The organism is Agreia sp. Leaf210 (assembly GCF_001421485.1).
In the GTDB taxonomy this organism is placed as follows: Bacteria; Actinomycetota; Actinomycetes; order Actinomycetales; family Microbacteriaceae; genus Agreia.
In genome coordinates this window covers 127,893-154,299 of the sequence record NZ_LMKK01000002.1, presented here as the reverse complement: position 1 = coordinate 154,299, position 26,407 = coordinate 127,893, and the positions used below count along the sequence as shown (strand labels likewise).

The window sequence follows — 26,407 nt, the reverse complement described above, 5'->3', positions numbered from 1 at the left end:
GATGCACTTCGGGCCCGATCTCCTCATTCTGGGCGCCCTCTTCGTCATCGCGTATGTGCTTGGCCGGCTCGGCAAGAGCATCGGTCTGCCCGCGATCCCGATCTACATGGCCGTCGGTCTTCTGGCGAGCCCCAACTTCCACCTCTTCCCGCTCGAATTCGTGCATACCGAGTACATCGAACTCATGGCCGTATTCGGTCTCGTGCTGCTGCTGTTCAACCTCGGTCTCGAGTTCGATCAGGACGAGTTCTTCTCAAACGCGGGCAAGCTCATCATCTCCGGCGGCTCGTACATCGCGCTCAATATGGGGGCCGGGTTCGCGTTCGGGTTCATGCTCGGATGGGGAACGCGCGAAGCGCTCATCGTCGCCGGCATCACCGCGACGAGTTCGAGCGCCATTGTCACCAAGCTGCTGATCGAGCTCAAGCGTCTGGCCAATCCCGAGACGCCGATGATCCTCGGGGTCACCGTCGTCGAAGACATCTTCATCGCCATCTACCTCGCGATCGTGTCTGTCGTCTTGTCTGGAGAGACGGAGATCTGGCCTGTCGTCGGCAAGCTCGGCATCGCCTTCCTCTTCCTCATCGTGATGTTCACGGTGGCGCGATGGGGAGGCCGGTTCGTGTCGCGGCTGTTCCGCACGAAAGACGACGAGCTCTTCACGATCCTCTTCTTCGGTCTGGCGATCATGTTCGGCGGCATCGGCGAGATCCTCGGTGTCACGGATGCGATCGGCGCGTTCCTGATCGGTCTCGTGTTGGGCGCGACCCGGTATCGCAACCGCATCGAACACATCGCGATCCCGTTGCGCGACGTGTTCGGGGCCTTCTTCTTCCTCAACTTCGGGCTCGGTCTCGATCCCACGAAGTTCGCTCCCGTGATCGTTCCCGTCCTCGGCGCGGTGCTGATGACCGTGGTCTTGAACGCGGGAGCGGGGCAGTTCGTCGCGTGGCTCAACAAGCTCGGTCCCCGAGCTGGAATCAACGCGAGCGTGATCCTGCAGAACAGAGGCGAGTTCGCCCTCATCCTCGCGACGCTGTCTCTGTCTGCGGGACTCGACGAACGCATCCAGCCGTTCGCGGGACTGTACGTGCTGATCATGGCCATCATGGGGCCGATCCTCGCCGCCAACTCCGAGAAAATCTCGTCGTTCATCCTTCGCCCCAGGTCGGCTTCGGCGAAGGCGAAAGTCAGGCAGAAGAGCCGCGACCCGATGCTCGACGAAGAGATCGCGCTCGTCGCCGCCGTCACAGCCGGACAAGACGTGTCGCTGCCCAGGGCCGACGATGAATCCGAGCCCACACTCGACACCACGCCGCGCGCTCAGGCGACTTCTCACGAGCCGGTGACGGGCGACGTCGATGCCCTGATCGAACAGGCCATGCGCCAGTCCGACGATCTGGGCTCCCGTGATCGCGAACCCCGCGAGAGAGACAGCGAATATTGACTCTGTTCAGCGTGATGCGGCGACCGCGATGGATCGCCGCCCTTGTACTCGCCCTCGCCATCGCGGCGATCTTCGCCGGGCTCGGCCAGTGGCAGCTCGAGCGTGCCGTCTCGAGCGGCCAAGTCGACGACCGGCCCACGGAGATCGTGAAGCCCCTGTCGGATGTCGCCTCTCCACAGCAGCCGGTGCTCGCGGTGGAGGCCGCGCAGAGAGTGCAGACGCAGGGCATCTTCGAACCCGCCGACTACGGGATCCTCGCCGACAGGCTGAACGGAGAGCAATCGGGATACTGGGTCATCGCGCACCTCGCGGTCGATGAACCCGGCAGTCCTGCTCTCGCCGTGGCGCTCGGCTGGGCCCCCGACCGCGAGTCGGCCGTCGCCGTACGCGAGCGTCTGGCCGCCCAGCCCCGCGCATCCACCCCGGTGGCGATCGAGGGTCGCTATGTCGACCCCGATGCGCCCACCGTCGACGACGCAGACTCTTCGCATGGCGGCTCGTACGACCTGACGACCATGAGCCCCGCCGCCCTGGTGAACATCTGGACGGCGCTGACAGATTCGACTGACGTCTACGGCGGGTACGTGATCTCGAGCACCGCTCCCGCCGGACTCGAACTCATCGCCGCCCCTGAGCCGGATCGGTCGGTCGAGCTCAACTGGCTCAACATCTTCTACGCGGCCGAATGGGTGATCTTCGCGGGCTTCGCCGTGTTCCTCTGGTACCGCCTCGCGCGCGACGCCTGGGAGCGCGAGCTGGAAGAGCTCGAGGAAGCCGAGAGCGACTCCGACGACCGGAGCCTCGTCGAGCACGGAATACACTAGAGACATGGCCCTCGAACCCAAACCCCGCGACTTTCCGCGCATTCGAAGCGCGGTCAAGCTGTACAAGGTCTCCTCGGTCATCACCGGCGTGATGCTGCTGCTTCTGTGCCTCGAGGTCGTGCTCAAGTACATCCCCGCGTTCGGTGTCGAACTCGAATTGGGCGGTCCGCAGGGCTTCCTCGCACTCGTGCCCGAGGGCACGGTCACGGCCGTCAACCTGTCGACCGGAATCCTGATCGCGCACGGCTGGTTCTACGTGCTCTACCTCTTCGCCGACTTCCAGCTCTGGAGCCGCATGCGCTGGCCCTTCTGGAAGTTCGTCCTCATCGCTCTCGGTGGCATCGTGCCGCTGCTCTCCTTCTTCCTCGAGGTCAGAATCGCCCGCGAAGTGAAGACGTACCTGGCCGGCCGCGAGGCCGAGCTGTCCGCATCCGCCCCCGTGGAGGTCACCCATTAGCACGCCCAGCCCCGACAGCCAGTCCCGGCCTGTCCTCGTCGTCGACTTCGGCGCCCAGTACGCCCAGCTCATCGCCCGTCGGGTACGCGAGGCCAGCGTCTATTCCGAGGTCGTCCCGTCATCGATCACCGCCGCGGAGGTCGCCGCCAAGTCTCCCGTCGGTATCGTGCTGTCGGGTGGCCCGTCGAGCGTCTACGAGCCCGGCTCGCCCGAGCTCGACCCGGCGATCTTCGACCTCGGAGTGCCGGTGTTCGGCATCTGCTACGGCTTCCAGGTCATGGCACGCGCCCTCGGCGGCGAGGTCGCCAACACGGGGCTCCGCGAGTACGGCTCGACCGATATGACGGTCACCGGTGAGGGCGGATCGCTCCTCGGCGGTCAGCCCGAGTCGCAGACCGTCTGGATGAGCCACGGCGATTCGGTCTCGAAGGCGCCCGAGGGCTTCGAGGTCCTGGCGAGCACGACGTCTACCCCCGTCGCCGCGTTCGGCTCCAAGGAGCGACGCATGTACGGGGTGCAGTGGCACCCCGAGGTGAAGCACTCGGAGTTCGGGCAGCGCGTGCTCGAGAACTTTCTGCACGACACGGCAGGAATCCCTGCCGACTGGACGAGCAACAACGTCATCACCGATCAGGTCGCCCTGATCAGGGAGCAGGTCGGTGACGGCAAGGTCATCTGCGCCCTCTCCGGCGGCGTCGACTCGTCGGTGGCCGGCGCGATCGTGCACCAGGCAGTCGGCGACCAGCTCACGTGCGTCTTCGTCGACCACGGTCTGCTGCGCCAGGGCGAGCGCGAGCAGGTCGAGATCGACTATGTCGCGTCGACCGGCGTGCGGCTCATCACCATCGATGCTCGCGAGCAGTTCATGGATGCCCTTGCGGGCGTCACCGACCCCGAGCAGAAGCGCAAGATCATCGGTCGGGAGTTCATCCGCAGCTTCGAGGCCGCGGCTGAAGCGCTCGTGCTCGAAGCGGCGGCGACCGACGGTGAGCCCGTGAAGTTCCTCGTACAGGGAACTCTGTACCCCGACGTCGTCGAATCCGGTGGAGGAACCGGCACGGCGAACATCAAGAGCCATCACAACGTCGGAGGACTTCCCGAGGACCTCCAATTCGAACTGGTCGAGCCGCTCCGAGCTCTCTTCAAAGACGAGGTGCGCGCCATCGGGCGTGAGCTCGGTCTTCCTGAGGCGATCGTGGGGCGCCAGCCGTTCCCCGGACCCGGCCTCGGCATCCGGATCGTCGGAGAAGTCACCTGGGAGCGGCTGGAGCTGCTTCGTCAGGCCGACGCCATCGTGCGCGCGGAACTGACCGCAGCCGGTCTCGACGACGAGATCTGGCAGTGCCCGGTCGTGCTCCTGGCCGACGTGCGCTCCGTCGGTGTTCAGGGCGACGGACGCACCTACGGTCACCCGATCGTGCTGCGACCCGTCTCGAGCGAAGATGCGATGACCGCCGACTGGACTCGTCTGCCCTACGACCTCCTGGCGCGGATCTCGAACCGCATCACCAACGAGGTCGCCGGCGTCAACCGCGTCGTGCTCGACGTCACCAGCAAGCCCCCGGGAACTATCGAGTGGGAGTAGCGCTCGGACTCACCTGATCCGAGCCCGCTGCGCCCCGTGGAGCTCTCCACGGTCGGCGCAGCGTCAGGCGTGCGAAGAGCCACTCGAGCGGCCCCTGCGTGAAACGCACCCGCCAGACCACGGCGAACACGAGCGAGCCGATGGCGAGCCCGAGGAACAGCGCCCAAGAGAATGCGTCGTCGTGTGCGTCAGGGAAGAGCGCCCCGACGATCGCGATGGCGACGACCTGCGCTGTGTAGATGGTGAGCGGCATCGCTCCCGCCGCGGTCAGCGGGCGAATGAGCCTGCGCCCTGCCGCCCCGCGCACACGCCCGACAGCCGCGACGAGCAGGCCTATCACGGCTATGGCAAGCGCTCCCGACGAAATCGCCTCCATCGTCGTGTCGGTGTGCGCCACGACGGGATCGCCGAACGCGTTCGACAGGCCGTACCCGAGGGCGGACACCGCGAAGCCTCCGACGATCATCACGAGTTGCACTCGAGCCCGGGCGACACCGAATCGGGCGAGCGCGAGGCCGGCGAGAACATACGCCAGCCAGACGGGCGCGGGATAGTACGAGTCGAGCCAGGAAAGCGGAATGGACAGCGGGTTCTCGGCGGAGACAGGCAGGGGCCCGTCCCACGAGGTCGCCCCGCCGATCGCGTCGATCACGGAAGGGCCGATCACGGCGCAGACGAGGGCCCCGGCGGCCAGTGCCCAGCGGTTCGCGAAGAGCAGCGGCACGCAGACGAGGAACAGGAAGCCGTAGGAGTCGAGGATGATCGCGATATTCGTCTCGAGCAGCCACAGGCCGAGGCCGAGGGCGATGAGGAGAAGGGCCCGGATGGCGATGGAGAGTCGGGCTCGGCGTCGCAATGCCCCACCGGCCGCCGCGCGGGCGATCGGATGCTCGCCGCCCGTCATGAGACCGAGCGAGATGCCCGCGAGCGTGGCGAACAGGATCGAGCTGCGCCCGTCGTAGAAGGCATCTCCGTCGCCGGGAAGGGTGTGCGCCGCCAGCATGCCCAGGATGGCGAGCCCTCGCGCGGCGTCCAGCCCGGGGATGCGCGTGACGCCGTCTGGGGTCACGACGACGGCGGGGCCGCCCCGAAGGACGGCCCCGCCGTTGTCGTGTGTCGACACGCTGCGCGTGAGGCTAGTTGCGGAAGATGGCGATCAGGCGGAGCAGCTCGACGTAGAGCCACACCAGCGTGACGGTGAGGCCGAAGGCCGCCGACCATCCGTACTTGCGGGGAGCGCCCGCCTTGACGCCGCGCTGAACGAAGTCGAAGTCGAGCACGAGCGAGTAGGCCGCCATGATCACGGCGAGCACGCCGATGATGATTCCGAAGATTCCGGAACGCGCGCCGAACATGTTGTCTGCCGGGAAGACCCCGGCGATCATGAGCACGAAGTTCAGAAGCGAGAACACCGCGTAGCCGATCATCGCGATGAGGAAGATCTTGGTCGCGCGCTTGGACGCGCGGATCTTGCCGTTGGCGAAGAGCGCCAGGGTGGTTCCGAAGACCGCAAGGGTGGCGAGCACGGCCTGAACGACGATGCCCTCGAAGCGCTGCTCGAAGAACTGGGAGATGCCACCGATGAAGAGGCCCTGCGCTGCGGCATAGAGCAGGATCAGCGGCGCAGACGGCTCGCGCTTGAACGAGTTGACCAGTCCGAGAACCAGTCCGACGATCGCACCGGCGATCCAGACACCCGGCACCACCCACCCGACGACGGCTGTCGCGAGAAGCACGACGAACATCAACGCCGTCTTGACGATGGTGTCGTCATAGGTCATGCGCGAGGTGTCGGCCGGGGTGGCGGACGGGCGCTCGTAGAGATCTTGCAGCTGAGTGCTCGACATCGTGGGCGCAGCGTCAGCCGCACCCTTTCCGTTGAAGACAGGGTTGCGTGTGAACGCGGGGTTCGCCGACGGCATGAGTTCCTCTTGTACGTAGGTGGACGGAGTTCAAATCTACCGGTTATGGGCGGAACCGTGCCCGTGAATGCGGTCGTTTCGCAGGGTTTTCGCGCAGGGCGGAGTCGATTCCGGCTACCGTGGTGGCGTGACCGCACCCCGTCTTGCTCTCGTCATCGGACATCGGGGCGCGCCGGGGTACCGTCCCGAACACACCCGCTCGTCGTACGAATTGGCCATCGCGCTCGGTGCCGATGCCGTCGAACCCGACATCGTCGCATCCAGAGACGGAGTTCTCGTGCTGAGGCACGAGAACGAGATCTCGGGAACCACCGACGTGGGCTCCCGCGCCGAGTTCGCGTCGCGCCGCACAACCAAGACCATCGACGGTATTCGGCATACCGGGTGGTTCACCGAGGACTTCACCTGGGCCGAACTGTCGACGCTGCGCGCTCGGGAGCGTCTGCCGACGATTCGACACTCCAGCGCGTCGTTCGATCTGCAGTCGCCCATCATGCGTCTGTCGGAGCTGCTCGACCTGCTCGACGACACCCGCGACGAGTCCGGCCGGTCGATCGGCCTGGTCGCCGAGATCAAGCACGCCGCCTACTTCGAGTCCATCGGCCTCGCCCTCGACGAACTGGTTGCGGAGGAGCTGACGAATGCCGGGTGGAATTCGGGTGACGGCCGGCTGACCGTCGAATCGTTCGAGAAGACGGTGCTCGACCAGCTGAGGAGTCGGGGCATCCGCTCGAAGAACGTCTTTCTGCTCGAAGCGGCGGGCTCGCCGCCCGACCTGATCGCCCGGTTCGGCACGATGGCCGACAGCTACGCGTCGTTCCTCACCGGCGACGGTCTTCGGATGCTGCGGCGCGACCTCGAGGGCATCAGCGTCGACAGGCAGATGATCCTGCCTCGAACCGACCCGGATTCGGGCAGGGTGTCGTCGGCGCTGGTTGAGGCCGCGCACGACGCGGGACTCGAGATCTACTGCTGGACCCTGCGGCCCGAGAACAGGTTTCTCGACCGTGCCTTCCGGGGAGCAGGAGGCTCCTCGGGCTTCGGCGATTGGCAGAGCGACTTCGGGCTGATTCTCGCCACCGGTGTCGACGGGGTATTCGCCGATCATGCAGACCTTGCGGTCGCCGCCCGAGACGCCGTCGCGGCATCCTCGCGGGCGCGGGGAACTGTCGGAGGTTCGGCTTAAACTGGAGCCGACATGACAAGCCTCTTCGACCTTCCCTCGACCGATTCCGGCACCGCGAGCCTGAAGCCCGTCATCCTCGACGGCCAGGGGCCGGAAGCCACGCAGAGCGATCTGCTCGACGGCCTCAACCCCGAGCAACGAGAGGCGGTCGAATACCGTGGCCCCGCGCTGCTCATCGTCGCGGGTGCGGGGTCGGGCAAGACCCGCGTCCTCACCCACCGAGTGGCGAGCCTGATCGAGAGCCGCGAGGCGTGGCCGAGCCAGATCCTGGCGATCACCTTCACGAACAAGGCCGCAGCCGAGATGCGCGAGCGCGTCGAACAGCTGCTGGGGCAGGCGTCCCAGGGCATGTGGATCTCGACCTTCCACTCTGCGTGCGTGCGAATCCTGCGCCGCGAGGCCGAGAACTTCGGTTTCACCAAGAGCTTCACCATCTACGACTCGGCCGACAGCCGTGTGTTGATCAAGCGCATTATCAAAGAGCTCCAGGCCGATACCTTCGGCTTCACCGTCGGCTCCGTCTCGGCCAAGATCTCGAAGCTCAAGAACGAGCTCGCCGACGTCGAGAGCTATGCCCGCACGGCGAACTTCGCCGACCCCCAAGAAGCTCTCTTCGTCGAGATCTTCCGGCAGTACACACGAAGTCTCCAGGCGGCCAACGCCTTCGACTTCGACGACCTCATCAGCCAGACCGTCTTCCTGTTCCGCGCCTTCCCGCGTGTAGCGGAGCAGTATCGACGCCGTTTCCGTCACATCCTCGTCGACGAGTACCAAGACACGAACCACGCGCAGTACTCGCTGATCCACGAGCTCACCCTGTCGCCCGGGTCGGTCGACCCCGGCCAGCCGCCCGTCGAGGGCGCTTCGCTCACCGTGGTCGGCGACTCCGACCAGTCGATCTATGCGTTCCGCGGAGCCGATATCCGCAACATCGTCGAGTTCGAGCGCGACTATCCGGGTGCAAAGGTCGTTCTGCTCGAACAGAACTACCGTTCTACGCAGAACATCCTCTCCGCAGCCAACGCCGTGATCTCGAACAACTTCGATCGCAAAGACAAGAAGCTGTGGACCGCGATCGGCGACGGCGACAGGATTCTCGGCTACACGGGATATTCGGGCCACGACGAGGCGCAATTCGTCGCAGACGAGATCGCCAAACTGCACGACGCGGGAACGGCCTACAAAGACATCGCCGTCTTCTATCGCACGAACGCGCAGACGCGTGCCCTAGAAGAGATCTTCATCAGATCGGCCCTGCCGTATCGGGTGCTCGGCGGTACGAAGTTCTACGAGCGCGCAGAGATCAAAGACGTGATGGCGTATCTGATCTCCGTCGCCAACCCGCAAGACGCGCTGGCCCTCCGGCGCATCCTCAACAGCCCCAAGCGCGGCATCGGACCGGCCACCGAAACACAGCTCGCGAGCTTCGCCGAAGCCAACGAGATCACCTACCGCGAGGCCATGCGTCGCGCAGCTTCGCTCGGACTGGGGCCCAAGGTCACATCCGCGATCCTGCAATTGGCGGGGCTGCTCGACGAAGCCTCCGAACTCATCGACCCCGAGCGCGAACAGGGCCCGGCCCCCGTGTTCGACGTCCTCGCCCTCCTGCTCGAGAAGAGCGGTTATCTCACCGCACTCCGAGCCAAGCGCGACCCGCAAGACGAGGCGCGTGCCGAGAACGTCGAGGAGCTCCTCGCGGTCACCAAAGAGTTCGGCAAGAACAACCCTGACGGCGGGCTCGTCGACTTCCTCACCGAGGTGTCTCTGGTCGCGGCGGTCGACGACCTCGACGACTCCAGCGGAACGGTGTCGTTGATGACCCTGCACACCGCCAAGGGTCTCGAGTTCGAGGCGGTGTTCCTCACCGGCATCGAAGAAGATCTGTTGCCGCACCGCATGTCCGCCAACGAGCCGGGCGGACCGGCAGAGGAGCGCCGCCTCTTCTACGTGGGCATCACCCGTGCTCGCAAGCGTCTCTATCTGTCTCTCGCCATGACCCGCGCTCAATACGGCGAAACCGCCGTCGCGATGCCCAGCAGGTATCTGCAGGAGATCCCCGCCGAACTGATCGAATGGGTGCAGTCTCCTGGCATGGCCACCTCTCGCGGCGGAACTCAGCCGCGCGCCCTCAACGCGAATCGCTCGTCGCGGCAGGGGTGGGGGTCGACGGGCTCGCAGTCGACCAGCGACTTCCCTCCGCTTCCGCCGCGTCCGAAAGCAGAGTGGGCCAACACGATCACCAACAAGGTGCGCGACAACGGCGACCTCGAGCTCGCGGCCGGCGACCGCATCCGGCACAGCGATTTCGGCGAGGGTCGGGTGAGTCAGGTCACCGGCGAGGGCACGAAACGTGTGGCGCATGTGATGTTCGAGGGCGCCGGAGCCAAAAAGCTGCTGATCAAGATCGCGCCCATCGAGAAGATCTAGGCCTTGCCACGGTGCCTCGTAGGCCGCAGCGCCAGGTTGCGGGGCAGGTGGCGAAGCGCGCGCGGCAGCCGCGGATAGATGAGGCGGACGACCCACATCATGGCCTGGAAGCGGCGTCGGCGCGCCGCGGACCAGGGCAGACCGAAGTCCTCTCTGATCTCCGGTGGGAGGAGCCCCGCTGTCACCAATCGGGCGAGTGGCATTGCCGCTCGGAGCCAGCGCGGCGCAGCGACGGGATGGAGGAGCGCGGACGCGACGCGCCTCGTCGTCTCGTCTGTATGCAGCGTCGCGAGTTCGTGCGTGAAGTAGGCACGGAATTCAGCCCGATCCGCGGGCCACATCTGCGGCGGAACCTGGAGCGCCGTTCCCAGCACCGCGTAGTCCTGGTAGATCCGCTCCGCGGATGCATCATCGAGTGGCCCGTATACGCGTTCGTGCATGTCGATCGCCGAGTCGTAGAGTGTGGCCGCGACCCACAGCTGAAGTCGCGGGTCGAACGCGGAGTACGACGGGGCTGTGCCGTCCTCCACCCCGCGCACCGGCCCGTGTGCCAGAGAGACCGCCCGAACGACCGCGTCGATCTGCTCGGGCGTGCCATAGACGACGGTGTAGACGTAGTCGAGCGTGCGCACGAGCCGATCGAGGGGACGTGCCGCGAAGTCGCTGTGCTCGGCCACCCCGCGTCCCACCGCCGGGTTCGCGAGCTGCAGCAGGATGGCTCGACCCCCGGCGCCCACGAGCACCGACTCCGCGGCGATGTCTCGGATGCCCAGCGTGCCCGACCGCGGGGATGACGGGGGAGAAGCCACGGGGTTCCCCTCTCTCGGGCGCCGAACCCGACGCGGGGATCGGAGAGGAACCCCGTCGGCTCAGGTGGTCGTCGTCGGTGCGAGGTGATTCGTCAGCCGACGACGCCACAGTACCCCGACGCCGAGGAGACTTCCCAGCGTGAGCGCTGTGGCCGACACGAGGAGGAGGAAGCCGGTGTCGCCGCTGCCCGTGTCGGCGAGAACGGGCGCCGCTGCAGGAGCAGCGGGAGCCGGCGGGAGCTCTGGCGCGGGCGGAGGGGCGACGAAGGTGACCTCGCTCGCCGTGCCGAAGGGCGACTGCCATGGCAGGATGCGGCTGCCGCCCTGCTCGACCGGGGTTCGAGAGGGGCTGATGCGCTCGACCCAGACGAAGTAACCGCTGCCGGGAAGGACGCATTCGGGAGTCCGATAGTTTCCGGGACCGGTCTCGATGCGCACCTCGACGGAGCACACGACCGGAGCACCCGCCGGCGGCTCAGCCGCGGGCTCGATGGGATCGCTGAACGGGCCGAGGAGGGAACTCTCGACCACCACAGGAATCGGCAGCATGCCGTTCTCGTCGACGGCCGGAACCGACCCGGCGGGTGGGGGAGTCGCAGGCCGGTAGACGCCCCAGCCCGGGAGGAGGTCGTCGCGGCTCTCGTCGACCAGCGCCGACACGGTGAGTTCGTCGCTGATCGCCTCGCCCGCGGCGGCCGTGGCTTTGCTGGTCTTCGTGTTCACGACAGGCTGGAACGGCTTGGTCGACGGCACCGTGGAGAGGATCGTGGCGCTGCCTGAGGCGGACCCGGGGCGAGCGACGAGCACCTGCTGAACATCATCTCCTGCGTGGCCGGCCGTGAAGGCGGAGCCGTAGGGGAGGTCGTTGTAGCGCACCATGGCGGCGACCGTCGACGCCGGGTCGGTTCCTGTCGTCGTGATGGACACGGTCTCGCCGTTCGATACCGTGCGTTCTGCTCGGCCATCGTCGAAAACAGCACCCGACAGGCTCATCGTGCCCGAATGGACACCCGCCGACAGGGCAGTCGGCCCGCTCGCGAGGAAGTCGACCGTCAAGCCGCTGGTGACCGTCATGCGGTTGTCGTCGTCGGCCGGTGTCAGCGTGACCGAGCCCATGACACCCCGCGATGCGCCCGAGGGAGCGTCGGCGGCCGCGAGGAGCTGGCTGCTGCGATCGAGCACGGCCTGGGCAGAGGCGCCCGCCCGTTGGGCGTAGTACTCCGGGCTCCGGCCGTCGAGACCCGCGATCCTCCAGGTCGCGAGCTGGCCAGCCGCAGCTTCGGTCGGGTCGGCTGAGGGCGCGGCGGTGCGTGAGATGTATGCCAGGCGAGCGAGGTCGTCAGGGGTGAAGCGGCCGAGAGTAGCCGAGTCGACGAACTGATAGTCGTGACCGGTCGGCGCTTTCTTGCCGACTTCGAGGCAGAAGACGAGCGAGCCGTCGTCGAGCCGGTACGAGCCGATCCACGAAACGCCGTTCTCGGCGAGATGGCCGACCCCATGCCCGGTCGACACGGCGGCGGTCGCCGGAGGTGCGCCGGAGAGAAGGAGTCCGATGGTCGTCGCGACCGTGGTGAGTGCGGTGAGTATGGCGGCGAAGCGCCGGCGTGGTTGTGTCATGCCGATCACCTTCTCGGACCGGGCACGCGTAGCGGGGAGCGCGTCGGTCCTCCGTGGAATGCGGTCTCGATCGCCGGGTTGTGGAGGACGAGGCGTCTCCGTTGCTCGCATGTGGGGCTCTTGTTCGGGCGGTAAGGTGGCAGACGGCGAAAGTCTGCGGCGGAGCAGCAAATCTGTCGGCCGCGACTCGCAGGAGTACTCTTCGAGCCGAGCACCAACCCCCGTGCCCGGCTGAGACCTAAGCGGATTGGATGAGCGTGGATCTGTTCGAATACCAGGCACGAGACCTGTTTGAAAGCTATGGGGTTCCGGTTCTTCCGGGAATCGTGGCGGACACCCCGGAAGAGGTGCGTGCCGCGGCTGAGAAGCTCGGCGGCGTGACCGTCGTCAAGGCTCAGGTCAAGGTCGGAGGCCGCGGCAAAGCCGGTGGAGTCAAGGTCGCGAAGGATCCGCAGGCCGCCTTCGAGGCCGCCCAGTCGATTCTCGGCCTCGACATCAAGGGTCACGAGGTGAAGCGGGTCATGGTCGCCGGAGGCGCGCGCATCGCCGAGGAGTTCTACTTCTCCGTGCTCCTCGACCGTGCCAACCGTTCGTACCTCTCGCTCACCAGCTACGAGGGTGGCATGGAGATCGAGCAGCTCGCCGTCGAGCGCCCCGAGGCCCTCGCCCGTATCGAGGTCGACCCGATCGCGGGCATCGACCTCGACACCGCCAAGTCGATCGCGGTCTCGGCGAAGTTCCCGGCCGAGCTCGTCGACAAGGTCGCTCCCGTCTTCGTGAAGCTGTGGGAGGTCTACACGGGTGAGGACGCCACGCTCGTCGAGGTCAACCCACTCGTCCTCACCGAAGAGGGCAACATCATCGCGCTCGATGGCAAGGTGACGCTCGATGAGAACGCAGGATTCCGGCACCCCAACCACGAGGCGCTCGAAGACAAGGATGCGGCGGACCCGCTCGAGGCCAAGGCCAAGGCTGCCGACCTCAACTACGTGAAGCTCGACGGCGAGGTGGGAGTCATCGGCAACGGTGCGGGCCTCGTGATGTCGACCCTCGATGTCGTCTCCTACGCGGGAGAGAAGTACAACGGCGTGAAGCCGGCCAACTTCCTCGACATCGGCGGCGGAGCGTCTGCGGCCGTGATGGCGGCGGGCCTCGACGTCATCCTCGGCGACGCCCAGGTCAAGAGCGTCTTCGTGAACGTCTTCGGCGGAATCACCGCGTGCGACGCGGTGGCCAACGGAATCATCGGTGCGCTCGAGGTGCTGGGCGACTCCGCCACGAAGCCCCTCGTCGTTCGACTCGATGGCAACAAGGTCGATGAGGGCCGTGCGATCCTCGCCGCAGCCAACCACCCGCTCGTCACTCTGGCGACCACCATGGACGAGGGCGCCGACAAGGCCGCCGAACTCGCCTCCCTCTGACGATTCCTCGCGAGAAGTAAGGACCATACAAAGAATGTCGATTTTCCTCAATAAGGATTCCAAGGTCATCGTGCAGGGCATCACGGGCGGCGAGGGCACCAAGCACACCGCTCTGATGCTGGCCGCAGGCACCCAGATCGTGGGCGGTGTTAACGCTCGCAAGGCGGGCACCACCGTGACCCACGGCGACATGGAGCTGCCGGTCTTCGGCACCGTCTCCGAGGCCATCTCCACGACCGGAGCCGACGTCTCGATCGCCTTCGTTCCGCCCGCCTTCGCGAAAGACGCGATCATCGAGGCGATCGACGCAGAGATTCCGCTGCTCGTCGTCATCACCGAGGGCATCCCCGTGCAAGACGCGGCGGAGGCCTGGGCGTACGCCAAGCAGAAGGGCAACACGACGCGCATCATCGGCCCGAACTGCCCCGGCATCATCACGCCCGGCGAGTCGCTCGTGGGCATCACCCCGGCGAACATCACGGGCAAGGGCCCGATCGGACTCGTCTCCAAGTCGGGGACGCTGACCTACCAGATGATGTTCGAGCTGCGCGACCTCGGCTTCTCGACGGCCATCGGGATCGGCGGAGACCCGATCATCGGCACCACGCACATCGACGCGCTCGCGGCATTCGAGGCCGATCCCGAGACGAAGGCGATCGTGATGATCGGCGAGATCGGTGGAGACGCAGAAGAGCGCGCTGCCGACTTCATCAAGGCCCACGTGACGAAGCCGGTCGTCGGCTACGTCGCCGGCTTCACTGCACCCGAGGGCAAGACGATGGGCCACGCAGGCGCCATCGTGTCCGGCAGCGCGGGAACCGCGCAGGCCAAGAAGGAGGCCCTCGAGGCCGCCGGCGTGCGCGTCGGCAAGACGCCGAGCGAGACGGCCGCGTTGCTGCGCGAGGTCTACGCGGCGCTCTGATCCCCAGCACGACCTGCGGCGGGCATTCTCTTCTCTAAGATGAGGATGCCCGCCGTTCGTTCGCGCCGCGCGGGTCGGGAGGAGGGGGTTCGATGTCCGAATCGTCGGGGGACGACACCACTGTGCAGGCGGCCGCGCAGCCGAGCCGGTGGCAGCGCGTCCGACACGCCCTGGTCACACCCGAGCTGATCTACGGCACCATCGTCAGTTCCGCTGTGATCGCCGTCGCCGATGATGACGACGACGACTTCGATGTCTTCGTGGTCACGATCGTGACGATGCTGGTCTTCTGGGCCGCGCACGTCTTCGCGACCGCCGTGGCGAATCACGGCATGCGTGGGGGCAGGATCATCGGCATCGGTCAGGCGTTCCGCGAAGGCGTGCATCATTCGAAGGGCCTGCTGTACGCCTCGGTCGTGCCGCTCGTGTTCCTCATCCTCGGAGCGACGGGCATCCTCGACGAAGACACGGCGTACTTCGTGGCGCTCATCGTGGGCATGGTGGTGCTGGGCATTCTCGGCTGGATGGCGTTCGCCGACAGAGGCAGTCCGTGGCCCGTGAGGTTGCTCGGCGGCGTCGGAACGGCACTCTTCGGACTGGTCATCATCGCGTTCAAGGCAGTCCTCCACTAGAGCGGCGGGGTGAGGTGTCGACTCAGCCGACAGGGGGTACGCTCGGCACGGCATGAATCGACCATTTACCGCATTCCTCGCATTTCTCGACGCGCTCCTCGTCGGGGTACTCGGCGTCGGAATCCTCTTGATTCCGTTGACGATCCTCTGGCTGACGCAGTTCGAGCTCGCCGTCGACTTCGGCGCGTTCTGGCGGGTCGCGGCCAACTTCTGGCTGCTCGGCAACGGCGTCGATCTGCTCGTCACGATCGATCCGACGCTCGCGCTGCAACTCGCCCTGCAGGGGGCGGGGGTGCCCTTCGAGATCGGCTTCGCGCCCCTGGGTATGGCCGTGCTCACGGTGCTGCTCGGATGGCGATCGGGCCGCCGTCTCGCCGATTCGGAGCACCGCCTCCTCGGCGCCGCCGTGGGCGTTCTCACCGTCGTCGCGATCGGATGGCTGGTCGCCAGCGGGGCCGGCTCCGACAGTGCGCGACCGTCGATCGTGCAGGCCTTGTTCTTCCCCGCAGCCGTCTATGCCATCGGCATGGCGACGAGCCTGTTCTCCCGCGCCGATTTCTCGGCCGCCGCGGATCCGGCCGATCCCGCCGGCCAAGCCGTCGACATCCTCACCCGGAGCCTGCGCGAGATCGTCGATCGCGTGCCGGCGCCCGTCGCGACGGTGGTGTCTCTCGCGGCCCGAGGCGGCGCGATGGCGGTCGCCGGGCTCACGGCGGTCGCCGGCATTCTGGTGTTCGTCCTGATCCTGGGGCATTACGGGCAGATCATTTCGCTCTACGAATCCCTGCAGTCGCAACTCGTGGGCGGTATCGCCCTGACCATGGGCCAACTCTCGATCGTGCCCAACATGGTCGTCTGGGCCACCTCGTGGCTGCTCGGGCCGGGTTTCGCCCTCGGCTCGGGCAGCGTGGTGTCGCCGCTGGGAACACAGGTGGGCCTGCTCCCAGGGCTGCCGATCCTCGGCGCCCTGCCACAGGGGGCGCCCGCGATCGGTTACGCGGTTGTCGTGGTTCCCGTCGTCGTCGGCTTCGTCGTGGGCGTCGTTCTCAAGCCTCGATTGACGGCGGCGGGTGCGGGGTCGTCGCCGCTGGTCCTGGTGCTGTCGGGTATCGGAGTCGGGGTCGTCGGCGCCAGCATGCTCGGGCTGCTCGCCATCTGGTCCGGGGGAGCCGCCGGACCCGGAAGGCTCGTCGACGTCGGTCCGGATCCGGCCGCCGTGTGGATCTGGTCGGCGCTCGAGCTCGGCCCCAGCGCCGTGCTCGGGCTCACAGTGGGGCTCACGCGACGGTTCTTCTCGCGGACGTCCGACGGCACCGGGGCCGAAGCGGACTCCGACGGCGGCCTCGACGGTCTCGGCGGACTCGACCGCGCGGGCGCCGATGCGGATACCAATAAACTGTGACGGTGCTGTCGCTGGTCGTACTCATCTCCGGCGGAGGATCGAACCTCCGCGCCCTCCTCGACGCGCAGTCAGACGCAGAGTTTCCCGCGAGGATCGTCGCCGTCGGAGCCGACAACGACGCCGCGGGCCTGGCCCACGCCGAGGAGTTCGGCGTGCCCACCTTCACCGTGCCACCGACGTCGTTCGAGTCGCGCGCCGCATGGGGAGACGAGCTTCTCGAGCAGATCCGAGTGTGGAATCCCGATCTGGTCGTCTGCGCCGGCTTCATGCGCATCCTGCCCCCTCGGGTCGTCTCGGCCCTGAGCCCGTTCCTCATCAACACTCATCCGGCTCTCTTGCCCGCGTTTCCAGGCGCCCACGCCGTGCGCGACGCCCTCGCCGCCGGGGCGGCGCAGACGGGCGTCACCGTGCACATCGTCGACGAGGGTGTCGACACCGGTCCGGTGATCGTCCAGGAGGTCGTGGCGATCGAGGCCGACGACACGGAGCCGGAACTTCACGAACGAATCAAGACGGTCGAGCGTCGCCTGCTCACTCAGGCGGTACTCGACATCGCGAACAGCAGAGTCAATCTCAGGGAGCTAGCCACAGCATGAGCGGTCCAATTCACGATCCGAACCTCTACGCCCACCGCGACGTCGTGCGCATCGAGCGCGCACTGATCTCGGTGAGCGACAAGACCGGGCTCCTCGAGCTCGCCGCGGCCCTCGCCGATGCCGGGGTCGAGATCGTGTCGACGGGTTCGACGGCGAAGACCATCGCCGACGCGGGATTCGCGGTCACGGAGGTCAGCCAGGTCACGGGCTTTCCCGAGTCTCTCGACGGCCGTGTGAAGACGCTGCACCCCGCCGTCCACGCCGGCATCCTCGCCGATCTCCGGCTCGAGTCGCACAAGTCCCAGCTCGACGAACTCGGCATCCGCGCATTCCAGCTCGTCGTGGTGAACCTGTATCCGTTCCGCGAGACCGTGGCCTCGGGTGCCGAGAGCTCGGCCGTGATCGAACAGATCGACATCGGAGGCCCGGCCCTCGTGCGCGCCTCGGCCAAGAACCACGCCAACGTCGCGATCGCGGTATCGCCCGCGAGCTACGCCGGCATCATCGAATCGCTGCCCGCCGGAACCACGTACGAGAGTCGTCGCGCGCTCGCCGCAGAGGCTTTCGCTCACACGGCCGCCTACGATGCGGCGGTCGCCGCGTGGTTCGCGGGCGAGACGACGGATGGCGCCGGCGTCGACACGGCCGGTCTCGGTAACGCCGTCACGATCGAGGGCACCCGGTCGGCGACCCTTCGCTACGGCGAGAACTCGCATCAGCCTGCCGCGCTGTACGTGCGCGAGAACGGGGCGGGGATCGCCCAGGCGACCCAGCTCCACGGCAAGGAGATGTCGTACAACAACTACGTCGACGCCGATGCGGCCGTTCGCGCCGCGTTCGACTTCGCCGAGCCCGCCGTGGCGATCATCAAGCACGCCAACCCGTGCGGCATCGCCGTCGCGCAGCCGGCCGACGCCGATGCGGTCGCGGGTGCCCACGCCCGAGCGCATGCCTGCGACCCCGTCTCCGCGTTCGGAGGAGTGATCGCCGCAAACCGCACCGTGACACGAGCCATGGCCGAAGGGGTGGCCGAGATCTTCACCGAGGTCCTCGTCGCCCCCGACTTCGAGCCGGAGGCCCTCGAGATCCTGCAGATCAAGAAGAACCTCCGACTGCTGAAGCTGCGCGCGGGCTTCCACCGCGACGAGACGGAGATCCGCCAGATCAGCGGCGGGTTCCTTGCGCAGAAGCCCGACGGCTTCGACGGCTTCAGCTCGGTGAAGTGGCAACGGGTGGCCGGCAAGCACGTCGACGACGCCACCCTGGCCGATCTGGAGTTCGCCTGGAAGGCGTGCCGCTCCGTGAAGTCCAATGCCATCCTGCTCGCGTCCGACGGGGCGTCGGTCGGCGTCGGCATGGGTCAGGTCAACCGTGTCGATTCCTGCCATCTGGCTGTGACGCGAGCGGGCGACCGCGCCGCCGGATCGGTCGCCGCATCCGACGCCTTCTTCCCCTTCGCGGACGGGTTGCAGGTGCTCATCGACGCGGGCGTGAAAGCGGTCGTGCAGCCGGGCGGCTCGGTCCGTGATGCAGAGGTGATCGAGGCGGCTCAGGCCGCAGGCGTCACCATGTACTTCACAGGGGAACGCCACTTCTTCCACTAGAACCCCTCGACGTGCGTACAGAAACCCGAAGTAAGGTCGCACCCATGCATTTCCTCCGACCGAGACCGGTCATCGCGTCCGCCGTGGCAGCGCTGCTCATCGCGGCGATCACGCACCTCGCCACGATGCTGTCGTTCTTCGTCGGCAGCGATCCCCAGGCGATCGTGCTGCTGCAGATCAACAACTTCTTCGTGCCAGCGACGCTCGTGCTGCTCGTGCTGGTCTTCGTGTTCGCCATGATCGCCCGGCTGACGCGCTGGTACACGGCCGCCATCGCCGGGGTGGTCTCGGGCCTCATCGCGGCCGTCGTCGGCACGGGAATCCAAACCCTGCTGCAGGGCAATGCACTCGACGGGCGGGTGATCGCATACGTTCTCAGCACTCTCGGCAACATCAATCTCATCTTCGTGCTCACCGCCACGGTGGCGACGGCCACGCTGGGCCGCCGGGTGTACTCGGCGCTCAGCCACTCCGAGATGCCGCCACGCACCGTCTCGGGAACGGTTCTGGTGCGGCGCCCGTCCGACAACCTGGCCGAGGGGATCGTGACCCACCTCGAGCGCACCGCGGTCGACACAGAACTCGCTGACGAGCAGTGGGAGTCGTACGTCGCCGCACTGATCGGGGCGGGCTGGAAGCCGGTGGAGGTCGAGCGTGCCGACGGGCTGGCCGACTCGGTCTTCGTCGAAGACTCCGTCGTGATGTTCGGTCGCCTGGCCGTGCTCGCGAGCCCTGCGGCACCCAGCCGCGTCGCAGAGATCGACGAGGTGGAGAAGAGCGTGCGATCGCTGGGTCTCGATGTCACGCGCATCGTGCAGCCCGGCACCCTCGACGGGGGAGACGTGCTGAAGATCGAGAAGCGCGTCTACGTGGGGCGCGGTGGCCGAACGAACGCCGAGGGAATCAGGCAGCTACGGCACATCCTGAGCCCTCTCGGATATACCGTCATCGCCGTGCCGATCTCGAAGGTCCTGCATCTCAAGAGCGCCGTCACGGCTCTGCCCGACGGCACGGTCATCGGATATCCGCCGGTCGTCGACGATCCCAAGATCTTCGACCGCTTCCTCGCCGTGCCGGAGGAGGCTGGGGCGCACGTCGTCATCCTCTCCGACGACACGGTGCTGATGTCGTCGGCGGCGCCCGAGTCCGCTCAGCTGATCGAGAGTCTGGGATACAGGGTCATCGCCGTCGACATCTCCGAGTTCGAGAAGCTCGAGGCCTGCGTGACGTGCCTGTCGGTGCGCGTGCGCTGATTCGCGCGACGCGCGTTGCGCTCGAGCACGACTCGAGAGTAGCCTGAAAGGCTGCCCGCACTCGGGCGGAATTTCACCCTTCTTACGAGGTTTCTCCGTGTCAACGCCCCCGCCCCCGTCCACCCTGCCCTCCCTCGGACGGCTGTACCGGTACGCGAAGCCGGCAATGCCGCGCATTTATGTGGCAATCGTGGCGTCTCTTCTCGCGAGTCTCGTGGCGCTGGCGATCCCGCAGGTGCTGCAGTGGCTGATCGACGGTCCGCTGACGGGCACAGATGTATCGCTCGTGTGGTTCTCGGTGGGCCTGGTACTCGCGTTGGGTGTCGCCGAAGCCGCTTTGATCGCCCTGCGCCGCTGGCTCGTCCTCACTCCGGGAACCCACGTCGAGGCGCACATGCGCAACAGCCTCTATCGGAAGTTGCAGCGCCTTCCCGTGGCCTTCCACGACAGATGGCCGAGCGGACAGCTGCTGTCGCGTGCGATCGGCGATCTCAACCTGATCCGCCGGTGGATGGCGTTCGGCTTCGTCATTCTGATCGTGAACTCGCTGACCCTGGTGATCGGGTTCGTCATCCTCGTCTCGCTCAATTGGATCCTCGGGCTCATCTTCGTGGCCGCATCGATCCCCGTGCTCATCTACGGCTACGCGTTCGAGAAGCGCTATTCGCTGGCGGCTCGCCGTGGTCAAGACCAGCAGGGCGATCTGGCGACGGCCGTCGAAGAGAGCGTTCACGGCATCCGGGTTCTCAAGGCATTCGGGCGCGGCTCGCACGCGCTCAAGCGGTTCGAGACGCAGGCCGAAGAGCTGCAGGGCACGGAGCTCGAGAAGGCGCGGGCCGTGGCCGGCATCTGGCTCTGGCTCCTGCTCGTTCCCGATGTCGCCTTCGCCGTGGCACTGGTCGTCGGCGTATGGCTGGCGCAGTCGGGTCAGTCGAGTGTGGGGGAGCTGGTCGCCTTCTTCGCGACCGGCACGGTGCTCCTGTTCCCCATCCAGTCGATGGGCTACTTCCTGGCCATGACGATCGACGCGAAGACCGCGACCAATCGCTTTTTCGAGGTCATGGATGAGGTCAACACCATTGTCGACTCTGTCTCGCCGAAGACGATCGACAGGCCCGAGGGGCGACTGGTCTTCGCCGACGCGCACTTCCGCTACCAGGATTCGCCGAGTCGCTTTCCTGATCTGCTCGACGGAATCGACCTCGTCATCGAGCCGGGAGAGACGATGGCGCTCGTCGGTCTTACCGGATCAGGCAAGACCACGCTCACGGCGCTGCCGACGCGCCTCTACGACGTCACGGGGGGCTCGGTGACCCTCGACGGCGTCGACGTTCGTGACCTCTCTCTCGACGAGCTTCGAACCCACATCGCGATGGCGTTCGAAGATGCGACGCTGTTCTCGGCGACGGTTCGCGAGAACGTGCTGCTGGGCAGACCGGATGCGACGGAGGCCGATCTCGAGGAGGCGCTCGATATCGCGCAGGCCCGCTTCGTCTTCGATCTGCCAGACGGGCTCGACACTCGCGTCGGCGAGGAGGGGCTGAGCCTGTCAGGTGGCCAGCGCCAGCGCCTCGCCTTGGCTCGCGCGGTTGCTGCTCGTCCAGCGGTGCTCGTGCTCGACGACCCGCTGTCTGCTCTCGATGTGACGACCGAGCAGCTGGTCGAGGCGGCCCTCAGGCGCGTGCTCGCGTCGACCACCGCGCTGATCGTCGCGCACCGCCCCTCGACGGTGTCGCTCGCAGACAGGGTGGCGCTGATGCAAGACGGGCGCATCACGGCCGTGGGCACGCACAGCGAGCTCATCGCGAGCAACGAGCACTACCGCTTCGTGATCTCGAGCCTCGACAACCAGACACAGGCAGAGCCTGCACACACGGAGAACCTCTCATGAGCCAGACCAGCGTCACCGGAACCAGCGGCGAGGAGCGCGACGACTTCACGCGCGCCGAGAGCCGACAGATCCGCAGCCGCAGTATGCGTCTCCTCGGGTCGTTGCTCGAGCCCCTCCGTGCCCGGCTCATCCTCGGCATCGTCGTGATCATCGTGTCGACGGCCGCGCAGGTGGCCGGCCCCGCCCTCATCGCATTCGGCATCGACAGCGGTCTGCCGGCCCTCATGAAGAACGACTGGATGCCGCTCGCGCTCGCCGGAGCGGCCTACCTCGCCACCGGGGTGATCGGCGCCGCTCTGGTCGCCTGGTTCACGGTCCTCTCCGCTCGCATCAGTCAGGCCGTGCTGCTCGATCTGCGACGCCGGGTCTTCCTTCAGACCCAGCGGCTCAGCCTCGAGTTCCACGAGAGCTACACCTCCGGGCGCATCATCTCCCGGCAGACGAGCGACCTCGACTCGATCCGCGAACTCCTCGACTCGGGCATCAACAACCTCGTGCAGGGCGTGCTCTACATGGTCTTCGTCGGCGTGGCGTTGCTCCTCGTCGACCCGCTCAGCGCCGGCGTGCTTCTCGTGTCGCTCGTTCCTCTGGCGATCCTCACCCGGTGGTTCCAGCTGCGGTCGCAGCGGGTCTTCCGGCAGACGCGCACGGCATCGGCCAACGTCATCGTCAAGTTCGTCGAGACGATGACGGGCATTCGGGCGGTCAAGGCATTCCGTACCGAGTCTCGAAACGAGCACGTCTTCGGTGAGCTGGTCGAGGACTACCGCCAGGTCAACGCCAAGGTCATCCGCCTCTTCGGCATCTACAACCCGGGACTCGTTCTCATCGGCAACGTCACGGTCGCGGTCGTGCTGCTCGTGGGCGGGCTGCGTGTCTTCGACGGTCAGCTGGCCGTCGGCGCGCTTCTGGCCGTGGTGCTCTACACCCGCCGCTTCTTCGACCCGATGGAGGACATGGCGATGTTCTACAACTCCTATCAGTCGGCGGCCGCGGCTCTCGAGAAGATCTCCGGCGTTCTCGAGGAGCAGCCGAGCGTCCCCGATCCCACGGCTCCCGTCGATCTCTGGACGTCGAAGGGCCACGTGCGATTCTCCGACGTGGAGTTCGCCTATTCCGGCGATCGTGTCATCCTGCCGACGTTCGACCTCGATATCCCGGCAGGACAGACGATCGCCCTCGTCGGGTCCACCGGCGCCGGCAAGTCGACGCTGGCGAAACTGGTGTCGCGGTTCTACGACCCGACGACCGGCGAGGTCTCTCTCGACGGCATCGACCTGCGGTCGCTCCACCCGAAAGATCTGCGCAGGGCCATCGTGATGGTGACCCAGGAGGCGTACCTCTTCTCGGGTACGGTCGCCGACAACATCGCGATCGGCAAGCCCGAGGCGTCGTTCGACGAGATCAAGGCGGCCGCGAGAGCCGTCGGCGCCGACGCCTTCATCGAGGGCCTGCCTAACGGCTATGAAACAGATGTGAACAAGCGGGGAGGGCGTGTCTCAGCCGGTCAGCGGCAGTTGATCTCGTTCGCGCGGGCCTTCCTGGCCGACCCGGCGGTGCTGATCCTCGACGAGGCGACGGCGTCGCTCGACATCCCGAGCGAACGGCTCGTGCAGGATGCCCTGCAGACGCTCCTGGCGGATCGTACGGCGATCATCATCGCGCACCGACTCTCGACCGTGGCGATCGCGGATCGCGTTCTCGTGATGGAGCACGGTCGGATCGTCGAAGACGGAACCCCGGCCGACCTCATCGCCGGAACGGGTCGCTTCGCGGCGCTTCACGCCTCCTGGCGCGAATCTCTGGCGTGATCGAGGCCTACGGAGTCCAGGCGAAGATGGTCTGTCCGGCGACGTAGATGTGCCACGCGCCCGAGCAGGTGATGGCGGCGTCGGTCGGAATGGACTCGGCCCACCAGGTGTCGTCGAGAGCAGGCGTGCTGGGGCTCGAGCATTCGGAGCCGATCGGGGCCGCGAGCGGAGCCGGGATGCTGTAGCCGAGGATCTTGGTGTTGTCCGCGGTGTCGGTCTTGATGCGGATCGTGGTGGCATCGGCCTGCACGAAGTCGGGTAGCGCGACGCTGCCGGTGGCCCCGGCCGCCTCGGGCTGGGTCGCGTAGATGGCGCTCTCGATGGGCGGGTTGATCGCATTCGCCAGCGTGCATCCGGACAGGAGTGCGGTCATGGCGAGGATGGGGGCGGCAACAAGCAGACGACGCTTCACTGCTGCTCCTTTTCTCGTGGGCTTACGGCTTCGGTCGGGGGCTCCGTCGGAATCCACCGTGCTACAGCGTAGTCGACGCGATAGCCGCAGCCTGTCGCCGTGCGCACGAGCGGGGTCTCTTCGACGATGTAGTGCTCGTAGGCGCGCGCTTCGTGCCCCACCGGCGGATGTCCTCCGGATCGAAGGACTCGCCACCACGCATGACCCGACCCCGACTGCCGCAGCACCGTGCCGACCGCTCGTGATGCGCGGGAGCCGAGCATCGCGGCGAGATCGCCGTAGCTGAGCACGCGACCCACCGGTATCGAGTCGACGAGGTCGAGCACGTCGAGGGCGAACTCGTGACCGGCCGCGGCTGGCGACGCCACGGCAGCGGGTCAGAGTGAGAGTGCGGCGATGGTCTCGCCGTACTGCGTCTCTCCGATGCTGGAGAATCCGAGGCGGTAGAAGAAGGCCTCCGGCCCATCTTCACCCGGCTCGAACATGACAGTGATGCGGTCGTAGCCGCGCGATCGTGCCTCGTCGGCGAGGGAGAGTACGGCGAAGCGGCCCACGCCTCGGCCTTGGGCTGCTGCCGCCACGTTGATGCTCCAGATGCAACCTTTGAATTCTTCGTGGTCGCTCTCGGGATCGAAGTTGCCCTGAATGAAGCCGACGACCTCGTCGTCGTCGAGAACGACGCGTGGCCACGCGGTGACCGGGTTCACGTAGGCCTCGGCGATGGAGTGCGAAACAGGGGCCACGTACTGCTCCTGGCCGGGCTTGAGCGTGAGCGAGTTCGCCGCCACGATGTTGCTCGCCGACAACTCAACCAGTCTCAGTTCACCCATGGGGCAAGGCTAGCCCGCCTCGAACCCGCCCGCCACTTTCATCTGTACAAACGGATATATATCTCGACGTAGAGATATATCGGCGAGCGGCTAAGCTGTGGAACAGTCCGAAAACACGCGAAGGAGTGGCCGTTGTCCAAGATCAAGGTTGAAGGAACCGTCGTCGAACTCGACGGAGACGAGATGACACGAATCATCTGGCAGGCGATCAAAGACACGCTGATCCATCCCTACCTCGACATCAATCTCGAGTACTACGACCTCGGCATCGAGCACCGCGACGCGACCGACGACCAGGTCACGATCGACGCAGCCCATGCCATCCAGAAGCACGGTGTCGGCGTGAAGTGCGCCACGATCACGCCCGACGAGGCGCGGGTCGAGGAATTCGGCCTCAAGAAGATGTGGAAGTCGCCGAACGGCACGATCCGCAACATCCTCGGCGGCGTCATCTTCCGCGAGCCCATCATCATCTCGAACATTCCGCGCCTCGTGCCCGGGTGGAACAAGCCGATCATCATCGGCCGTCACGCCTTCGGCGACCAGTACCGGGCCACGGACTTCGTGTTCAAGGGCAAGGGCAAGCTCACGGTCGAGTTCACGCCGGAAGACGGCTCCGAGCCGATGAAGTTCGAGGTCTACGACGCACCCGACGACGGCATCGCACAGGTGCAGTACAACCAGGACGCGTCGATCCGCGACTTCGCGCGCTCGAGCCTCAACTACGGTCTGACCCGCAACTACCCGGTCTACCTGTCGACGAAGAACACCATCCTCAAGGCCTACGACGGTCGCTTCAAGGACATCTTCGAGGAGATCTTCGAGACCGAGTTCAAGGAGAAGTTCGAGGCTGCCGGTCTCACCTACGAGCACCGCCTCATCGACGACATGGTCGCCTCGGCCATGAAGTGGGAGGGCGGCTACGTCTGGGCGTGCAAGAACTACGACGGAGACGTGCAGAGCGACACCGTCGCCCAGGGCTTCGGCTCGCTGGGCCTGATGACGAGCGTGCTCAGCGTGCCCGACGGATCGGTCGTCGAGGCCGAGGCAGCGCACGGAACGGTCACGCGGCACTACCGCATGCACCAGCAGGGCAAGCCGACGTCGACCAACCCCATCGCCTCGATCTACGCCTGGACCCGCGGTCTGTCGCACCGCGCCAAGCTCGATGGCAATCCGGCCCTCGCCGAGTTCGCCGAGACTCTCGAAGACGTCGTCATCAAGAGCGTCGAGGCCGGGCACATGACGAAGGACCTGGCTCTTCTCGTCGGCCCCGAGCAGAAGTGGGAGACCACCGAGGAGTTCCTCGACACGCTCGACAAGAACCTCGCGGCCCGTCTGGCCTAGTCGAAACCTCCT

23 protein-coding genes are annotated in these 26,407 nt (G+C 66.5%); 16 read left to right on the top strand and 7 right to left on the bottom strand.

Features of this window, described 5'->3' with window-relative positions:
• Window position 1 precedes the first annotated feature (1 nt).
• Genes ASE64_RS06715 through guaA form a run of 4 tightly spaced genes read left to right on the top strand, consistent with a single transcriptional unit; the run spans window position 2 to window position 4,313 of the window.
• A complete protein-coding gene (locus tag ASE64_RS06715) occupies window positions 2-1,447 on the top strand; it encodes a cation:proton antiporter (protein WP_055777961.1) in 1,446 nt (481 codons plus the stop codon).
• A gap of 14 nt (window positions 1,448-1,461) precedes the next feature.
• Window positions 1,462-2,271 (top strand): SURF1 family cytochrome oxidase biogenesis protein, encoded by an 810-nt coding sequence (locus tag ASE64_RS06710; RefSeq protein ID WP_055777958.1) that lies wholly within the window; start codon window positions 1,462-1,464, stop codon window positions 2,269-2,271.
• A gap of 4 nt (window positions 2,272-2,275) precedes the next feature.
• Window positions 2,276-2,728 carry a DUF3817 domain-containing protein gene (locus ASE64_RS06705; RefSeq protein WP_055777955.1) on the top strand — a complete coding sequence of 151 codons (453 nt, stop codon included), beginning with the start codon at window positions 2,276-2,278 and terminating at the stop codon, window positions 2,726-2,728.
• The gene (guaA, locus tag ASE64_RS06700; RefSeq protein ID WP_055777952.1) at window positions 2,724-4,313 is read left to right on the top strand and encodes a glutamine-hydrolyzing GMP synthase; all 1,590 of its coding nucleotides are present in this window, start codon (window positions 2,724-2,726) and stop codon (window positions 4,311-4,313) included. The genes ASE64_RS06705 and guaA overlap by 5 nt, the downstream gene beginning before the upstream one ends.
• Here guaA and ASE64_RS06695 read toward each other — a convergent pair.
• Both ASE64_RS06695 and ASE64_RS06690 read right to left on the bottom strand, forming a co-directional pair.
• Window positions 4,297-5,436 carry a DUF418 domain-containing protein gene (locus ASE64_RS06695; RefSeq protein WP_055777949.1) on the bottom strand — a complete coding sequence of 380 codons (1,140 nt, stop codon included), beginning with the start codon at window positions 5,434-5,436 and terminating at the stop codon, window positions 4,297-4,299. The genes guaA and ASE64_RS06695 overlap by 17 nt on opposite strands.
• A 13-nt stretch (window positions 5,437-5,449) precedes the next feature.
• Window positions 5,450-6,235 carry a Bax inhibitor-1/YccA family protein gene (locus ASE64_RS06690; protein ID WP_055777946.1) on the bottom strand — a complete coding sequence of 262 codons (786 nt, stop codon included), beginning with the start codon at window positions 6,233-6,235 and terminating at the stop codon, window positions 5,450-5,452.
• 127 nt (window positions 6,236-6,362) lie between these two features.
• Between ASE64_RS06690 and ASE64_RS06685 the strand changes: the two genes are divergently transcribed.
• Both ASE64_RS06685 and ASE64_RS06680 read left to right on the top strand, forming a co-directional pair.
• Complete coding sequence (locus ASE64_RS06685; protein WP_055777943.1) at window positions 6,363-7,421, top strand: glycerophosphodiester phosphodiesterase family protein; 1,059 nt, start codon at window positions 6,363-6,365, stop codon at window positions 7,419-7,421.
• 12 nt (window positions 7,422-7,433) lie between these two features.
• Window positions 7,434-9,848, top strand: coding sequence for an ATP-dependent helicase (locus ASE64_RS06680; protein WP_055777941.1), 2,415 nt, complete (start codon window positions 7,434-7,436; stop codon window positions 9,846-9,848).
• Here ASE64_RS06680 and ASE64_RS06675 read toward each other — a convergent pair.
• Together ASE64_RS06675 and ASE64_RS06670 are read right to left on the bottom strand one after the other, a co-directional pair.
• Complete coding sequence (locus tag ASE64_RS06675) at window positions 9,845-10,657, bottom strand: oxygenase MpaB family protein (protein ID WP_055777934.1); 813 nt, start codon at window positions 10,655-10,657, stop codon at window positions 9,845-9,847. The two genes, ASE64_RS06680 and ASE64_RS06675, sit on opposite strands and share 4 nt — an antisense overlap.
• 60 nt (window positions 10,658-10,717) lie before the next feature.
• Window positions 10,718-12,274, bottom strand: a complete 1,557-nt coding sequence (locus tag ASE64_RS06670) for a hypothetical protein (protein WP_156351686.1) — start codon at window positions 12,272-12,274, stop codon at window positions 10,718-10,720.
• Window positions 12,275-12,531: 257 nt separating this feature from the next.
• Here ASE64_RS06670 and sucC point away from each other — a divergent pair, with 257 nt between their 5' ends.
• From sucC to ASE64_RS06625, 9 genes are all read left to right on the top strand, one after another.
• A complete protein-coding gene (gene sucC / locus ASE64_RS06665; protein WP_055777926.1) occupies window positions 12,532-13,695 on the top strand; it encodes an ADP-forming succinate--CoA ligase subunit beta in 1,164 nt (387 codons plus the stop codon).
• A 34-nt stretch (window positions 13,696-13,729) separates the two neighbouring features.
• The gene (gene sucD, locus ASE64_RS06660; RefSeq protein ID WP_055777923.1) at window positions 13,730-14,617 is read left to right on the top strand and encodes a succinate--CoA ligase subunit alpha; all 888 of its coding nucleotides are present in this window, start codon (window positions 13,730-13,732) and stop codon (window positions 14,615-14,617) included.
• 92 nt (window positions 14,618-14,709) lie between these two features.
• On the top strand, window positions 14,710-15,249 hold the full coding sequence (locus tag ASE64_RS06655) for a hypothetical protein (protein WP_055777920.1): 540 nt from the start codon (window positions 14,710-14,712) through the stop codon (window positions 15,247-15,249).
• Window positions 15,250-15,301: 52 nt separating this feature from the next.
• Window positions 15,302-16,651: a cell division protein PerM gene (locus ASE64_RS06650; protein ID WP_055777917.1), complete on the top strand. Its 1,350-nt coding sequence runs from the start codon at window positions 15,302-15,304 to the stop codon at window positions 16,649-16,651.
• Between the two features lie 2 nt (window positions 16,652-16,653).
• On the top strand, window positions 16,654-17,247 hold the full coding sequence (purN, locus tag ASE64_RS06645) for a phosphoribosylglycinamide formyltransferase (RefSeq protein WP_055779700.1): 594 nt from the start codon (window positions 16,654-16,656) through the stop codon (window positions 17,245-17,247).
• Window positions 17,244-18,851 (top strand): bifunctional phosphoribosylaminoimidazolecarboxamide formyltransferase/IMP cyclohydrolase, encoded by a 1,608-nt coding sequence (gene purH / locus ASE64_RS06640; RefSeq protein ID WP_055777914.1) that lies wholly within the window; start codon window positions 17,244-17,246, stop codon window positions 18,849-18,851. Before purN ends, purH begins: the two co-directional genes overlap by 4 nt.
• A gap of 44 nt (window positions 18,852-18,895) precedes the next feature.
• Window positions 18,896-20,104 (top strand): dimethylargininase, encoded by a 1,209-nt coding sequence (gene ddaH, locus ASE64_RS17885; RefSeq protein WP_055777911.1) that lies wholly within the window; start codon window positions 18,896-18,898, stop codon window positions 20,102-20,104.
• A gap of 166 nt (window positions 20,105-20,270) precedes the next feature.
• Window positions 20,271-21,995 carry an ABC transporter ATP-binding protein gene (locus ASE64_RS06630; RefSeq protein ID WP_082465968.1) on the top strand — a complete coding sequence of 575 codons (1,725 nt, stop codon included), beginning with the start codon at window positions 20,271-20,273 and terminating at the stop codon, window positions 21,993-21,995.
• Complete coding sequence (locus tag ASE64_RS06625; protein ID WP_055777905.1) at window positions 21,992-23,806, top strand: ABC transporter ATP-binding protein; 1,815 nt, start codon at window positions 21,992-21,994, stop codon at window positions 23,804-23,806. Before ASE64_RS06630 ends, ASE64_RS06625 begins: the two co-directional genes overlap by 4 nt.
• A 7-nt stretch (window positions 23,807-23,813) precedes the next feature.
• Here ASE64_RS06625 and ASE64_RS06620 read toward each other — a convergent pair whose 3' ends face one another.
• From ASE64_RS06620 to ASE64_RS06610, 3 genes are read right to left on the bottom strand one after another with little or no spacing between them, the layout of a single operon-like run.
• Entirely contained in the window at window positions 23,814-24,218 is a 405-nt protein-coding gene (locus tag ASE64_RS06620) for a hypothetical protein (protein ID WP_055777903.1), read from the bottom strand.
• Window positions 24,215-24,586 (bottom strand): MGMT family protein, encoded by a 372-nt coding sequence (locus ASE64_RS06615; RefSeq protein ID WP_055777900.1) that lies wholly within the window; start codon window positions 24,584-24,586, stop codon window positions 24,215-24,217. The genes ASE64_RS06620 and ASE64_RS06615 overlap by 4 nt, the downstream gene beginning before the upstream one ends.
• A 9-nt stretch (window positions 24,587-24,595) precedes the next feature.
• Window positions 24,596-25,048, bottom strand: coding sequence for a GNAT family N-acetyltransferase (locus tag ASE64_RS06610; RefSeq protein WP_055777897.1), 453 nt, complete (start codon window positions 25,046-25,048; stop codon window positions 24,596-24,598).
• 132 nt (window positions 25,049-25,180) lie between these two features.
• On the opposite strand from ASE64_RS06610, the gene ASE64_RS06605 reads away from it, so the two are divergent.
• The gene (locus ASE64_RS06605) at window positions 25,181-26,395 is read left to right on the top strand and encodes an NADP-dependent isocitrate dehydrogenase (protein WP_055777894.1); all 1,215 of its coding nucleotides are present in this window, start codon (window positions 25,181-25,183) and stop codon (window positions 26,393-26,395) included.
• Window positions 26,396-26,407: the final 12 nt, after the last annotated feature.

Coding starts and splice junctions, on each gene's coding strand:
- ASE64_RS06715 (WP_055777961.1), top strand. CDS start 2: ATGCACTTCGGGCCCGATCTCCTCATTCTGGGCGCCCTCTTCGTCATC.
- ASE64_RS06710 (WP_055777958.1), top strand. CDS start 1,462: ATGCGGCGACCGCGATGGATCGCCGCCCTTGTACTCGCCCTCGCCATC.
- ASE64_RS06705 (WP_055777955.1), top strand. CDS start 2,276: ATGGCCCTCGAACCCAAACCCCGCGACTTTCCGCGCATTCGAAGCGCG.
- ASE64_RS06690 (WP_055777946.1), bottom strand. CDS start 6,235: ATGCCGTCGGCGAACCCCGCGTTCACACGCAACCCTGTCTTCAACGGA.
- ASE64_RS06680 (WP_055777941.1), top strand. CDS start 7,434: ATGACAAGCCTCTTCGACCTTCCCTCGACCGATTCCGGCACCGCGAGC.
- ASE64_RS06670 (WP_156351686.1), bottom strand. CDS start 12,274: ATGACACAACCACGCCGGCGCTTCGCCGCCATACTCACCGCACTCACC.
- sucD (WP_055777923.1), top strand. CDS start 13,730: ATGTCGATTTTCCTCAATAAGGATTCCAAGGTCATCGTGCAGGGCATC.
- ASE64_RS06655 (WP_055777920.1), top strand. CDS start 14,710: ATGTCCGAATCGTCGGGGGACGACACCACTGTGCAGGCGGCCGCGCAG.
- ASE64_RS06650 (WP_055777917.1), top strand. CDS start 15,302: ATGAATCGACCATTTACCGCATTCCTCGCATTTCTCGACGCGCTCCTC.
- purH (WP_055777914.1), top strand. CDS start 17,244: ATGAGCGGTCCAATTCACGATCCGAACCTCTACGCCCACCGCGACGTC.
- ddaH (WP_055777911.1), top strand. CDS start 18,896: ATGCATTTCCTCCGACCGAGACCGGTCATCGCGTCCGCCGTGGCAGCG.
- ASE64_RS06630 (WP_082465968.1), top strand. CDS start 20,271: ATGCCGCGCATTTATGTGGCAATCGTGGCGTCTCTTCTCGCGAGTCTC.
- ASE64_RS06625 (WP_055777905.1), top strand. CDS start 21,992: ATGAGCCAGACCAGCGTCACCGGAACCAGCGGCGAGGAGCGCGACGAC.
- ASE64_RS06610 (WP_055777897.1), bottom strand. CDS start 25,048: ATGGGTGAACTGAGACTGGTTGAGTTGTCGGCGAGCAACATCGTGGCG.